Source organism: Flavilitoribacter nigricans DSM 23189 = NBRC 102662 (genome assembly GCF_002646595.1).
Classification (GTDB): Bacteria; Bacteroidota; Bacteroidia; order Chitinophagales; family Saprospiraceae; genus Flavilitoribacter; species Flavilitoribacter nigricans.
On sequence record NZ_PDUD01000003.1, the window covers coordinates 49,126 to 63,206 of the forward strand.

The window sequence follows — 14,081 nt, forward strand, 5'->3', positions numbered from 1 at the left end:
GATGAATAAGTGATACTGTGTCAACAACAAAGAAAATATCTGTGGGTTTTCTCTGCCTGCACTTAAAGTCGGCAAATATAGAGAAGCCTATCCTAGTTTCCGCCATGAGAAAGTAAAAACCTGCGCGCGGAATTCGGGAGAGAAGGTCTAAAAATCCAATAATTATGCTTAAGCTTGCAGACAGAGCCCGGAAGCAGGGGCCTTTCGTATCGTGTATCGACAGGATCTCATAGCTTCCGAATAAGAAAGATAATATGCCATTTCCACATCAAAATGACCCGGACGAATTCCAGTGGTGGGAGATGATCTCGGAATATCCGGAACTAGGCGACGGCCTCGAAGAACTCAGCGCTGATCCCGAAGCGGGTATCGTTGCGGCGGTAGGGATCTTCACCATGCTGAAGCTGCGTTTCTGGCACCGTATGCCGGAAGCCGTATCCGAAACGCCCGTAGAGGAGCACCAATCGGATGAAACGCCGCCTCCGGGAGCCGGCCAGTCGACCTGACGATCGGTCCTATTAACCTACCGGTCTGCTGGTATCCGTGATCCAGTCGCTCCACGAACCGGGATACAGCACCGCATCTCCCAGTCCGGCGTGGGCATAAGCCAGAATATTGTGGCAGGCCGTTACGCCCGAGCCGCAATAGAATACCACCTGCTCCCCTTTTGTATTTCCCAAAGCAGCTGCAAATCTCGCCTTCAGTTCCTCCGGAGACAGGAATTTTCCATCCGCAAGATTGGCCGGAAAAGGTAAGTTGATCGCCCCGGGAATATGACCGGCAACGGGATCGATGGGCTCCACCTCACCCCGGTAGCGTTCGGGGGTACGGGAATCCACTACTACGTAATCTGCACGCTCACGCACTTCATCTACCCCGGCGGCATCGATGCTACTGGCGAGGGTCGATTGGGGTTTGAACTGCCGGGGCCGGACTGTAGCCAGCTTGTCGCTGATTGCCAAGTCCGCAGCCTGCCAGGCCGGCCAGCCGCCGTCCAGCACCGCCACGGCTTCGTGCCCGAGCCAGCGCAACATCCACCACAGGCGGGACGCAACTCCGCCTCCTTTGTCATCATAAGCAATGACCTGCACCGAATCATCGATTCCCCACAGCGAAAACAACGCAATGGCTTCCTCGACCGTCGGCAGCGGATGCCGACCGGTGGTTCCGGGAATGATCTCCCCGGAAAGGTCATCATCCAGATGAGCGTAGATCGCCCCCGGAATATGGGCGGATTCGTAGGCTCGCCGCCCGGCCTGGGTATCCGCGAGATCGAAGCGACAGTCGACAATTACCCAGTTGCCCGCCTGGTAGTTTTGCTGAAGTTCTGCGGGAGAGATCAGAGTTTTATACATAAGAAGGCTATATTTTGAAGCGTGATTTTGCTGACGCCAGGCGATTTGCCAAACACAGTCCGGATCAAATCACTTCGCACTACGTACAGGCGGGTAAGTTAAAACAAGTTTGAGAGTTCTCAAAAAAGAAAGACAACCCGCGCATCGGTACTTTTTCCTATTATTGTAGATTCGACTTTTGGTCAGAAAGACCTCTGATCATCTATTTTACATTCTCTAGCACCAATTTAATCTAGTATGCAAAAAAATATCCTCGGGCTTTTATTCTTCGCTTTATTGTTGCCGCTGGCGGGCAGTGCCCAACTCCAGTCACCGGACGACTTTTTACCGCACCGTTTGGGAGAAACCTTCACACCTCATCATCTGCTGGTGGATTATTTCCAACACGTTGCGGCGAACTCCGATCGTATTCAGCTTACCCAATACGGTATGACCAATGAAAAGCGGCCTTTGCTCCACGCTTTCGTATCTACTCCGGAAAATCTCGCCCGACTGGACGCCATTCGGGAAAACAACCTGCGCCGGGCGGGTGTCCTGGAAGGTACTCCCGATCCGGATCTGGATATTGCCATTGTCTGGCTGAGCTTCAGTGTACACGGTAACGAAGCGGCCGGTTCGGAAGCATCCATGGGCGTAGTGTATGATCTGGCCAATCCCGCCAATAGCGAAACCGGCAACTGGCTGGAAAATACGGTAGTTATCCTGGACCCTTCCTTGAATCCGGATGGATACTCGCGTTATACGCACTGGCAGCGCGGCGTGGCCAACCTGATCCCCAATCCCAATCCGAGTGTCCGTGAGCACCTGGAGCCCTGGCCCGGCGGACGGGTAAATCACTACCTGTTTGACCTCAACCGGGACTGGGCCTGGCAGACCCAGGTAGAATCCCAGCAGCGCCTGAAGGTATACCAGCAGTGGCTGCCGCAGATCCATGCGGACCTGCACGAGCAGTATTACGACAGCCCTTATTACTTCGCACCGGCAGCCCGCCCTTATCACAAATACATTACCGACTGGCAGGCGGATTTTCAGGTAGAGATCGGAAAGAACCACGCAAAATATTTCGATAAGAATGGCTGGTTGTATTTCACCAAGGAAGTATTTGACCTCTTCTATCCGAGCTACGGGGATACCTATCCCACCTTTACCGGAGCGATCGGTATGACCTACGAACAGGGAGGGCACAGCCGCGGAGGCCGGGCCATCATCGCCCCCAACCGCGATACGCTTACTCTGCTGGACCGGGTAACCCACCACCGGACTACCGCGCTTTCAACCGTTGAAGTGGCTTCGGTGAATTCCGAGCGCCTGCTCAATAATTACACCTCCTACTATCAGGAAAGCCAGCGGAACCCGAAAGGCAAATACCGGACCTACATCATAAAAGGAGATAATCCGCAGGGCAAGCTGAAGGCCTTTACCGAATTGCTGGATAAGAATGGCATCCGCTACGGGCGGGCCAGCGGCACCAGCGTTTCGGCCTACAATTATCAAAATGGCTCCAATGGAAATATTTCTGTTGCCGATGGCGATCTGATCATCAGTGCCTACCAGCCTTTATCTACACTTACCCAGGTACTGATGGACCCGACTGCGGAGCTGGAAGATTCCCTGACTTACGATATTACCTCCTGGTCCTTACCCTATGCCTACGGACTGGAAGCTTACGCCACCACGCAACGCCTTTCCGTCAGCGGCGATTTCACCTTCCCCGACACGGAAAATGCCCGGTCTACCGTAGAGGATGGTGCCTACGCTTATCTGGCCAGCTGGGCATCCATGAAAGATGCCAGTTTCCTGGCGGACCTGCTGCGTAGGGACCTACTCGTTCGCTACGCCAGTTCGCCATTCGCCATTGAAGGAGAGAGCTATCCGGCCGGCACCCTCGTCATCACCCGCTCCGACAATCGCAAGAAACAGGATTTTGTCGCTATCGTTCGGAAGATCGCCGGGGAGCACGGCATATCGCTAACGAGTATCCAGACCGGCTTCTCGGATCAGGGACAGGATCTCGGTTCCGACGCCATGCGGATCGTGGAACCGCCTAAGATCGCCGTACTTTCCGGTGAGGGTACTTCCGCAAACGGCTTCGGTCAGGTGTGGTATTACTTCGAACAGCGCCTGGGTTACCCGATCGGGATCTACGATGCCGACAATATCGGCCGGATCGATCTGAATGATTATAATACCCTGGTGATGCCCGAAGGGCGTTACCGGCTGAGTGAATCCAACTTAAAAGAGATCCAGGACTGGGTATCCGGCGGTGGGCGACTCATCGCACTAGGTTATGCTAATAGCGCACTGGCCGGAAAATCCGGTTTCAATCTCAGTGAATTTGCCACGGATAAGGACGAAAAAGACGCCGACCAGGCTGACGAAAAAGCGACACTGGACAGTCGGTACGACGATTATGCCGGTGCAGCCCGCAGACGCATCAGCCGTTCCCTGCCCGGTGCAATCTTCAAATTGAAAATGGACGAAACGCACCCCCTCGCTTTCGGACTTTCCGACGAGTACTTTTCGCTGAAGACCAGTACACTGCATTACGCTCCGATGAAAAACAGCTGGAATGTGGGTGTGATCGGTGAAAACCCGATGGTATCGGGCTTTGTGGGCGCCCAGGCCCTCGAGCAGATGAAAAATACGGTGGTTTACGGCGTGCAGGAGCGCGGCGGCGGCAGTATTGTCTATCTGGTGGACAATCCGCTGTTCCGGGGTTTCTGGGAGAATGGACTGTTCCTCTTCAGTAATGCGCTGTTCCTGCGTTAGGATAAGTTCTTAGCGTGTGTTTGGGATTTTTCTTTCCGATTAGTAATTCCCAAACGCACTTAAAAAGGAAATAGGTGGTCGATCAATTGTCGACCACCTATTCATCTGGATTTTTGAGTGGGAGGATTACGTAGTAGTAGTTCGGTTACAATGTTTGGGAAAATTAAGGACGAACGATACGGTTCGTCTTGGGTAGATAAATCCTCAGATGTTGATTGGCCACGATATCCTGATGGAAAAGGCCATTCCACTCCAGTAGTTCTTCTGTATTACTTTCAAACAGGGAAGCCAGCGTTTCAATGCGGTCCCCCGGAGTTACTGTGTAAAAAGTCTCAAAATACCCTTCCGGAGTATCGAGTGCAATGTTCTGCAGCTCGTCCAGATAGGCTCTCACTGCCGCTGCGTAAACGGCCGGCACACTCAGAAAATGTCCTTTGCGGTTGTAGGGGATATATCTTCCTACAAAACCGGGATTCAGGCTCTTCAGAATGTCCAGTGGCAAATTTACAGCTTTTGACAACTTATAGAAAGACAAATTGGAATAAACCCGGAAAACACGGGTATCCTGCAGATCCATATCCGGATAGCGGGGGGTCAAACCGTGGTCCTGGTAGTAGTTGCCCAGATAAGCGGCGGCGATAAAAGCGGGTACATAACGGCGGGTATCCTGCGGCAGATATTGCTGGATATCCCAGTAGTTGTTGCAGCGTGCGCGGCGGATAGCCTGCTGTACGCGTCCGAGGCCACAGTTATAAGCAGCCAGTACGAGGGGCCAGTCGCCCAGTTCTTTATACAGGAAGTCCAGCATTTTCACTGCGGCTTCGGTAGAACGGTAAGGGTCTAGTCGTTCGTCAACCACGCTGTTCACTTCCAGTTTGAAGTGACGCGCAGAGATCGGTACAAATTGCCAGAGTCCGGCAGCGCCGGCGTGGGAACGCACATCTGCTCTCAGGGCAGATTCTACGATCGGCAAATACTTCAGGGATTTCGGTAACTGGTAAACGTTCAGGTAGTGCTCGAAGATCGGGAAGTACATCGTGGTCCGGCCGAGGATCAACTCGGAATCTTTGTAACCATTGATCGTGTACTGCTTGATGTAATCTCGAACAGATTTGTTGATCGGAGCCTTGAAAGGTAGGTCAATTCGCTCCAGGCGCTCTCGGATTTCCTCATTTGACAAAGACGTGATCTTCACCGGGGAGGGGTCGGTAGCGTTACTTGTTGGGGCTGCACTCGCAGCAGTTGTTGTTGCCAACAGACAAAGGCCTGCCAGAACATTGATTGTCCATGGGAATTTCATCTCAATCTTTTTAAGTTCTTAATGGCCGAACTACTAGTTCAATGTGTTTCTGACGAGCTTAATGTGACCAGGTCACCTGGTATTAAGCTTTTCAGCTTGTAGTCGACGTAATCTCGCACCTCCTTGGCTTTCCTAATAAAAGCCCTGTGGAGTGATAGTGTTTCACAGGAAGAACGAGCTGATCCCTCGTTAAAATTAATTTGGTTTGATATGTTCGTGTTGTCTAATACGTTAAGGATCAGATTCTTAATTGAGTAGCTTCATGTAACCGAAGGGCAAAACTATAGCGTTTCGTCGATATAGTCAACGAATTTGCGGGTTAAAACGTTGTATCCATGTTCTGTGGGGTAAAATGGCGTTTGTATAGGGTATTACCCACACGTAAAAGCGGAAGATAAATGGTAATATGGAAGGCTCTTAAAAAATTTTTTCTACCCTAAATGGGGTATACGGCCAAATTAAATGTTGGATACCTTTGAAAGCCAGAAAAATGTTAAAAATATGTTAAATTTTTTCCCGCAACTGCGTTTTTGGCCCATTTTGACTCCTAAACCGCTCATTTTCTACCCAATTTGGGGTATAAAAAAGTTCGTTTCATGCAATTAACCATCTTCGGCTTCGGAATTGCCAAAGATATCATCGGTGGCAACACAATAAATATAGACCTCCCGGAAACCACTTCGGTCGCCCAACTGAAAGACGTGCTGTTCGAGCAGTATCCGGATTTCAAAAAATTGCGATCTCTCGCCATTGCGGTCAACAATGAGTACGCCGGCGATGAACTCCTGCTGCGGGGGCAGGATGACGTCGTGCTGATCCCACCGGTAAGCGGAGGGTAACCTACCAACTATCATTTCCAACGGATCAGGTTTGGGCTGCTGCCCGAATTTCCGCGACCGGAAACGGGTTATCCGAAAAGACTCCGTTAGCGGTATACCTTATTATAAGGTGTCGCTCCGAAAGACTTACTTTGCTTTATCATCTAATAGCGGGTCCTACGCGTTCTTCTGCCCGCCGGAGGTCGGCTTCGCAGCCCGGTTTCAAGTAAGCCGATATCACTACCGCCATCTTTTTACGCCCTCCGGTTACCGGAGATTTGGCCTCCAAACCACCGCCATTCCTCATTTTTTTAATATCTAATAGCGGCAATTGCCCGCTAACTCACTCATCAATAGGCAATTTTATTGGACAAAACACAAATTTGCTTTAGTTTTGCGCACCTTTTATAAATTGCAAATTACAGATATAGTAAAAAATTAAACTATGGGTCAGACAATTACTTTTGCGCTTCCCATTTTCGGCTTGATTGCCCTTGCCTATACCTTCTGGCGTTCAGCCTGGGTATCCAAGCAGGAGGTAGGTACGGACCGTATGGCGAGAATTGCAAAGAACATTTCGGACGGTGCAATGGCTTTTTTGAAAGCAGAATACCGGGTACTTGCCATCTTCGTAGTGGTGGTGGCCATTCTTCTTGCCTGGAGTGGTAGCCGTTCGGAAGCCTCTTCCGCACTGGTTGCGCTTTCCTTTGTATTGGGTGCTATTTGTTCCGCACTTGCCGGCTTCATCGGTATGCGGATCGCTACCAAGGCCAACGTGCGTACGACCAACGCGGCACGGACCAGCCTGGGTAAAGCCCTGGAAGTAGCATTTGCAGGAGGTTCCGTAATGGGACTTGGTGTTGTAGGTTTGGGGGTTTTAGGACTGAGTATTCTGTTCCTGCTTTACGGCAATATGTTTGGCCTGGATTCGGCACAAAACGTAAACCGGGTAATTACCGTAGTAACGGGTTTCTCATTCGGTGCTTCTTCTATCGCACTTTTCGCCCGTGTTGGCGGTGGTATCTACACCAAAGCTGCTGACGTTGGAGCCGACCTGGTAGGTAAAGTAGAAGCCGGTATCCCCGAAGATCACCCGCTGAACCCCGCTACTATTGCGGATAACGTAGGTGACAACGTAGGTGACGTAGCCGGTATGGGTGCCGACCTTTTCGAATCTTATGTAGGTTCCATCATCGGTACGATGGTACTGGGTGCTGCCTTCATCAACCTGCCTGCTTTCCAGAACCACACGGGTGGTTTCGATGCGCTGAACGCAGTATTGCTTCCGCTCCTGCTGGCCGGTGTGGGTATCATTACTTCCGTGATCGGTACATTCTTCGTACGGGTTAAAGAAGGAGGTGATCCGCAAAAGGCACTGAACCAGGGTGAACTGATCTCCGCGGTGATCATGTTGATCGCTACCTACCTGATCGTAGTGTGGATGATGCCTGCTACCTGGACTTATGGTGACGTAACCTATAATGCAAGCGGTGTATTCTTCGCCGTACTTTTCGGTCTGGTAGCTGGTCTGGGTATCGGTTACATCACCGAATACTATACCGGTACCGGTACCAAGCCGGTACAAGGGATCGTAGACCAGTCACTGACCGGTTCTGCCACCAACATCATTGCCGGTCTGGGAGTGGGTATGCAGTCTACTGCAATTCCTATTCTGATCCTGGCGGTTGCTATTATCGGTGCGCACCACTTTGCCGGTCTGTATGGTATTGCGATCGCTGCCGTTGGTATGCTTTCCAACACGGGTATTCAGCTGGCGGTGGATGCTTACGGTCCGATCTCCGATAACGCCGGTGGTATCGCCGAAATGGGTGATCTGCCGAAAGAAGTACGCCAGCGTACCGATAAACTGGACGCTGTAGGTAACACGACTGCCGCTATCGGTAAAGGTTTTGCGATCGGTTCTGCGGCGCTGACCGCACTGGCACTGTTCGCAGCCTTCATGACCACTGCCGGTATCAACAGTATCAATATTGCCGACCCGGTTGTTATGGCGGGTCTGCTGATCGGTGGTATGCTGCCGTTCCTGTTCTCCGCCCTCTCTATGGGTGCAGTTGGCCGTGCGGCGATGGATATGATCCAGGAAGTACGCCGCCAGTTCAAAACGATCCCGGAACTTTCGGCTGCCCTGAACGTCATGCGTAAAAACGACGGTAAGGAATACAGTGAGTGGAGCGAAGCGGACCAGAAAACGTTCGACGCTGCTGACGGTAAAGCCGAATACAGCAAATGTGTAGAGATCTCTACCGCCGCTTCTATTCGCGAAATGGTGATCCCCGGTCTGATCGCTGTACTGACGCCCGTAGTGATCGGTTTCGGTCCTCGTCTTTTCGGTAGCGATATGGGTGCCGAAATGCTGGGTGGTCTACTGGCCGGTGTAACCGTTGCCGGTGTCCTGATGGCGATCTTCCAATCTAACGCCGGTGGTGCCTGGGATAATGCCAAGAAGATGTTTGAAGAAGGTGTGAATATCCAGGGCAATACCTATCTGAAAGGTTCCGATCCGCACAAAGCGGCGGTGGTAGGTGATACCGTGGGTGACCCCTTCAAAGATACTTCCGGTCCTTCTCTGAACATCCTGCTGAAGTTGATGTCAGTAGTAGCGCTGGTAATCGCACCGATGCTTTAAACGATAGCTGACGAGCGTACGCTCAAAACGGAAAAATGCCGATCTTCTAACCGGAGATCGGCTTTTTTTTTGGACTTTTGCCGAAACAACCAGCTCTGCATAGCCCCCGGGATCTTTGCAGAACTTACTTCCCACCAAAAAACTAAAAGATATGAACAAGAAGATCAGTTTACTCGCCGGATTGTTGCTCCTGGGGCTGCTGGCCTGCTCCAATACGCCGGAGCCGCAAAACGGGACCGCCGAAACCGGTGAGGATAAACTCATGAACGCACTATCGGAAGAAACACCGGCTTTTAGTGCCGATACTTTCCGCTATGACCTGCAGTACGTAATGGGCCAGTTTGATCCCGCTCAGCACGAGGATTTTGTGGTAGTGGAAGATCAGTATTCCAACAGTGCCGGTCGCTATCTGCATCAGGATACTTACGCTGCATTCAAACGAATGTATGCCGCCGCTCTGGAGGAAGGGGTAAAGCTGACGATCGTTTCCGCCGCCCGTAATTTTGAAGTACAAAAAAGCATCTGGGAAGCCAAATGGAACGGCAGTCGGAAGATCGAGAACGGGAAAGATGCCTCTCAGGCGTATCCCGATCCCAAGACCCGGGCCCTGAAGATCCTGGAATACAGCTCTATGCCCGGCTCTTCCCGCCACCACTGGGGTACGGATATCGATCTGATCAATCTGAATAATGAATATTTCGATAGTGGAGACGGGAAAAAGGCCTACGAATGGCTCCTGGCGAATGCCGCCACTTACGGATTTTGCCAGCCCTACACCGCCGGACGCCCCCACGGCTACCACGAAGAACGCTGGCACTGGTCTTTTCTGCCGCTGGCTCAACCCTTGACGGCCCTCGCCCGTTTGCAATTAAAGGACAACATGATCCAGGGGTTTGCCGGCGCGGAAGTTGCCGAGCAGATCGGGATCGTAGAAAAATACGTACTGGGCATCAACCTGGAATGTTTACCGGAGTGATCTGTCCCCGGGAGTGACCCCGGTGCAAAGATCAGGTCCTAATACCGAAGACCAAATACACTTTAACGTATTATCTTCAAACCGTTTATTTTCGTAATTTCACGCTGCCCAACCAAGTATACCGTGATACAGAAACCTTAAGTATGATTAATTTAATTCTTTTCGGTCCTCCGGGCTCAGGAAAAGGCACGCAAGCTGCCAAATTGGTTGACAAGTACCAATTGCTTCACATTTCAACCGGTGATCTTTTTCGCTACGAAATGGGGAATAACACCCCACTCGGTCTCGAAGCGAAAAGCTACATCGCGAAAGGTGAACTGGTACCGGATGAAGTGACCGTAGGCATGTTGCGCAACAAGGTGGAAGCGAATCCGGATGTAGAAGGGTATATTTTTGATGGTTTCCCCCGCACCATTCCGCAGTGTGACGCCCTCGACGAACTCCTGCTGGAAAAAGGGGCTACCATTTCCAAACTCATCATGCTGGATGTACCCGATGAAGAGATCGTTACCCGGATCAAAAAACGTGGTGAGACCTCCGGCCGGCCGGATGATCTGGATGAAGCTATCATTCGCAACCGGATCGAAGTCTATAAGAATGAGACCACTCCGGTATTCGATTATTACGCAGAAAAAGACAAGTCCGTTAAGATCAACGGAGTAGGCGGTATCGATGATATCTTTACCCGCCTAAGTGAAGAGATCGACGTACTCGTCACCAGCTAAACATACCGGTTTGTACCGCCCGGATTCCTGTTCAGGCATATCTTTCCTGCTTCCGCTCAGGGCCTGAATTCCCCGATCTACATTTTAATTTTAAATTTAATGTAAAAACCGGGCGGTACAACCAACCTTATCCCCACACCACTGTTAAACCCTTACACCAACTTACCCAAAAAACAATCAAATGCCAACCAGCTATCCATTACTCCGCGGAGGCAAGGCCATCCCCATCGAACGAGAACCAGACTTTTTCACCACTATCATTCCGGACAAGAAGCTTTTACCCGACCTTGAGCGTATGCCCGACGTGCAACAGGTAAAACACGTTTTGGATAATGTTTACAAAGTACGCTCCATCAGTGGAGAACGGGACGAGCTCATGAACAAAATGCGGCGGCAACTGCCAAAAGGCGCCGTCGTTCATCACGCTTACAACCCAACGGGAGATCCCATCACCCGCTACTATATTACCGACCGGATCATCGTTTGTTTTAAATCCGGTATCGCAGCGGAAGCCGCGGAGAAGCTGTTCGCCAAACACAAACTGGAGATCCTCAAATTCTATCCTTCCGCTGCGAAGCCGACCTATATGGTGCTGGTGACCGATTCCACCGGAAAAAATCCGCTTAAATGCGCCCTGGAATTGCAGGAGGATCCCAATGTCGACTTTGCAGAACCCAACCTGATCAATCGCTTTGAGGAAGCTTATCTGCCTACGGACAATTTGTTTGAGCGACAGTGGCACCTCAAAAGCTGGGCCGGACTGGATGTGGTTGCCGGCGCGGACGTAGATGCGCCCAGCGCCTGGGAGATCAGCCGGGGCTCCCGCTCGGTGACGGTAGCTGTCATCGACGATGGTTTCGAACTCACCCATCCGGATCTGAACGGACCGGGAAAGATCCCCTTCCAGATCGACTTTGTAGATAATGACAATAATCCTTTGCCCACCCAGACGGCCGGAGATTACCACGGCACTCCCTGCGCGGGCGTGGCCATCGGCGAGGAGAACGGACAGGGGATCGTGGGCGTTGCGCCGGGCTGTAGTTTTTTGCCGGTTCGTTTTCCGCTGGCAGCGGATGATAATTTGCTCTGGGAAATATTTGAATACGCCGGTCAGCGGGCCGACGTACTTTCCTGTAGCTGGGGACCGGTGCCGGTATACGCTCCGCTCAACCAATTCAACTACGATCAGTTTACCAAACTTACCCGTAGCGGAAGTCCGACCGGAAAAGGCTGTGTGATCCTCTTTGCGGCGGGTAACTACAATGCCCCCATCAAAGACCTCGATAATACCTTTTTCCGCTGGCGGGACCCCAGTCGCGGCATCGTGATCCAGCGGGGAGCCATTTTGAACGGTCATGCCGCCCATCCGGATATCATTACGGTAGCGGCCTCGACCAGTCTCAATAAAAAAGCGTGGTACAGCAACTGGGGGAAAGAGATCAGCATCTGTACGCCGAGTAATAATTTTCACCCCATAGATCCGCTCACCAAGGCCCCCGGCCGGGGCATCTGGACGACGGATAACGAAGACTACGGTTATGATTTTGCCCGTGGTAGTCGCTACACGGGTGATTTTGGCGGTACTTCTTCCGCTACTCCCCTGGCGGCCGGCGTAGCTGCCCTGATCCGTTCGGTCAATCCCGAACTCACCGCACTGGAAGTAAAAGAGATCCTGGAAAAAACGACCGATAAGATCGTCGACAATGAATCCGATCCGATCCTCGGTACCCAAAAGGGGAGTTATGACTCCGGCGGGCATTCGGAATGGTTTGGTTTCGGTAAGGTCAATGCGGCCAAAGCGCTGGCTATGGCCAGCCCCCAACAGCCCCCTGCACCTCCCGAAGAACCGGAAGAGCCCGAAGAACCCGTCGAGCCGGAACCACCGGCAGAACCGGGCATCACGGGTAATAGTCCCGTACTGATCATCGCCGGCCTGGTTAATCCGGCCGGACCCGAAGCAGGAAACGAGAAGATCGTTCTCTTCAATAGATCGGACACCGAGATCAGCCTGAACGGCTGGACAGCTACCGACGATCGCAATCGAACGGAATCCCTGGACGGACTGACGCTGGCCAGTGGATCGGGCATCATCCTCACCCTACGCAATGCGCGGCTGATCAATACCGGCAGTACCGTCAGCCTGCGGAATGCTCAGGATAATCTATTGCAGGAATGGAGCTATACGGGCGAAGAAGCGAGCGAGGAAGGCTGGTGGGTGATGAAGGTGTAGCTTTGAAAACCAAAAAATATTAAGGCAAGTCAATTTTAGCAAGCAAATCCAGAAGCTCGTCGGCCGATATGGTTTTCACTTGCGGAAAGTCAATCTTTTTCAATTGCTTGAAATGACGGTCATTGGTAACGATAAAATCGGCACTACCGGCAATGGCACAATCAACAAACTTATTATCGTCCGGATCTTTAGTGATTAGATTCCAGAAAAAGTATTTATGAATGGTCTCGACATTTTCGGCTTCCCGAATACCCATAACTACATTATGGGCGATGGTCGTGCTCATCTCTTTTCCAATAATCTCTTCGTATTCCAGGAGGATATCCGTTGTAACCAGCAGATTGTATCTTTTTTCTTCGAAGGCTTGAAATATAGGATGATGCCGGGATCGACGGGAAATAGAAACTAACAGAATGTTAGTATCGAGTACAATCTTCATGATTGGTTTTTACGATAAGGCGTTCGGCGGTGTTCTTTTAGCAACTCATCAGAATCCATATTTTTTTCATCCCAGATCCTATCGGCCTCATCTTTTGCCTTATCCAGGAAATACTTGGATATCAACGCTTTAATTGCCACCAGATCTTCCTCCGAGACATCGTCAGCAAACAATTTCAAAAGCTCCAGTTGAGCATTGTTCAACGGTTGGGATATGGTTTCTTGTCCGGTCATCGTCGTGAAATATGTATTTAACAAAGCTACAAAAATAACCAATTGTAAGGAGCAATAGTTTCGTCTGGAGGTTTTATGCCCCTTTATAAGAATCCCTTGATGGCTAGATTACTGCTTCTTTTTAAATTTATAGCTATCCTCCATCCCGTTCCGATCATCAACGAGCCATAACTCCTGCTGGCTAAGCTTACTGATCTTGTAGGTAAGATCGTAATCATCTGATTGAAACTGCAATTGACTATCTTCAATTGAAAGTTCCCAGGTATGTACAATTTGGTAGGATGGATAGTCTTTCGGCAGGAGCCTGGATTGCGAACCATCCAGGAATTCAATTCCCGAAACGTAGCCACCGACAAATGGATAGCAGGCACAACTGCCCTGAGATACATCCCCATTTATAGTTGCCTCGTAAATTTCCCAGGTACCCAGTAAATTTTCAACCGTGATCTCGAGCTTAGGTTCTTCCGTCTCTTCTTTTTTGCAAGCTCCGACAATCAACAGCAATACACAGAAAATTCCATATTTCATAGCATTAGCATTTATTGATCAAAAAACGTCTGATTGGGAAAGTCTGCATAGCAACGTATCG

12 protein-coding genes are annotated in these 14,081 nt (G+C 50.9%); 7 read left to right on the top strand and 5 right to left on the bottom strand.

All coding sequences use genetic code 11. From position 1 onward, the window contains the following. Positions 1-254: 254 nt before the first annotated feature. A complete protein-coding gene (locus CRP01_RS03255; RefSeq protein WP_143473245.1) occupies positions 255-506 on the top strand; it encodes a hypothetical protein in 252 nt (83 codons plus the stop codon). 12 nt (positions 507-518) lie between these two features. Here the strand turns inward: CRP01_RS03255 and CRP01_RS03260 are convergent, their stop codons facing one another. Further along, positions 519-1,355, bottom strand: coding sequence for a sulfurtransferase (locus tag CRP01_RS03260; protein WP_099148566.1), 837 nt, complete (start codon positions 1,353-1,355; stop codon positions 519-521). A 237-nt stretch (positions 1,356-1,592) separates the two neighbouring features. Here CRP01_RS03260 and CRP01_RS03265 point away from each other — a divergent pair, with 237 nt between their 5' ends. Continuing rightward, on the top strand, positions 1,593-4,124 hold the full coding sequence (locus CRP01_RS03265) for a M14 family zinc carboxypeptidase (protein ID WP_099148567.1): 2,532 nt from the start codon (positions 1,593-1,595) through the stop codon (positions 4,122-4,124). A 163-nt stretch (positions 4,125-4,287) separates the two neighbouring features. On the opposite strand, the gene CRP01_RS03270 is transcribed toward CRP01_RS03265, so the two are convergent. Further along, positions 4,288-5,304, bottom strand: coding sequence for a lytic transglycosylase domain-containing protein (locus CRP01_RS03270; RefSeq protein WP_170110198.1), 1,017 nt, complete (start codon positions 5,302-5,304; stop codon positions 4,288-4,290). 716 nt (positions 5,305-6,020) lie between these two features. On the opposite strand from CRP01_RS03270, the gene CRP01_RS03275 reads away from it, so the two are divergent. The 5 genes from CRP01_RS03275 to CRP01_RS03295 all read left to right on the top strand — a co-directional run bounded on the left by CRP01_RS03275 (position 6,021) and on the right by CRP01_RS03295 (position 12,820). Then, a complete protein-coding gene (locus CRP01_RS03275) occupies positions 6,021-6,263 on the top strand; it encodes a MoaD/ThiS family protein (protein WP_099148569.1) in 243 nt (80 codons plus the stop codon). 424 nt (positions 6,264-6,687) lie between these two features. After that, positions 6,688-8,889: a sodium-translocating pyrophosphatase gene (locus CRP01_RS03280; RefSeq protein WP_099148570.1), complete on the top strand. Its 2,202-nt coding sequence runs from the start codon at positions 6,688-6,690 to the stop codon at positions 8,887-8,889. A 151-nt stretch (positions 8,890-9,040) separates the two neighbouring features. Beyond that, the gene (locus CRP01_RS03285; RefSeq protein ID WP_099148571.1) at positions 9,041-9,865 is read left to right on the top strand and encodes a M15 family metallopeptidase; all 825 of its coding nucleotides are present in this window, start codon (positions 9,041-9,043) and stop codon (positions 9,863-9,865) included. Between the two features lie 143 nt (positions 9,866-10,008). Next, a complete protein-coding gene (locus CRP01_RS03290; protein ID WP_099148572.1) occupies positions 10,009-10,590 on the top strand; it encodes an adenylate kinase in 582 nt (193 codons plus the stop codon). A gap of 181 nt (positions 10,591-10,771) precedes the next feature. Then, complete coding sequence (locus CRP01_RS03295) at positions 10,772-12,820, top strand: S8 family serine peptidase (RefSeq protein ID WP_099148573.1); 2,049 nt, start codon at positions 10,772-10,774, stop codon at positions 12,818-12,820. A 19-nt stretch (positions 12,821-12,839) separates the two neighbouring features. On the opposite strand, the gene CRP01_RS03300 is transcribed toward CRP01_RS03295, so the two are convergent. The 3 genes from CRP01_RS03300 to CRP01_RS03310 form a co-directional block, all read right to left on the bottom strand. After that, complete coding sequence (locus CRP01_RS03300) at positions 12,840-13,259, bottom strand: putative toxin-antitoxin system toxin component, PIN family (protein WP_099148574.1); 420 nt, start codon at positions 13,257-13,259, stop codon at positions 12,840-12,842. Continuing rightward, positions 13,256-13,492, bottom strand: coding sequence for a hypothetical protein (locus tag CRP01_RS03305; RefSeq protein WP_143473246.1), 237 nt, complete (start codon positions 13,490-13,492; stop codon positions 13,256-13,258). The genes CRP01_RS03300 and CRP01_RS03305 overlap by 4 nt, the downstream gene beginning before the upstream one ends. Positions 13,493-13,600: 108 nt before the next feature. Beyond that, on the bottom strand, positions 13,601-14,020 hold the full coding sequence (locus CRP01_RS03310; RefSeq protein WP_099148576.1) for a hypothetical protein: 420 nt from the start codon (positions 14,018-14,020) through the stop codon (positions 13,601-13,603). Positions 14,021-14,081: the final 61 nt, after the last annotated feature.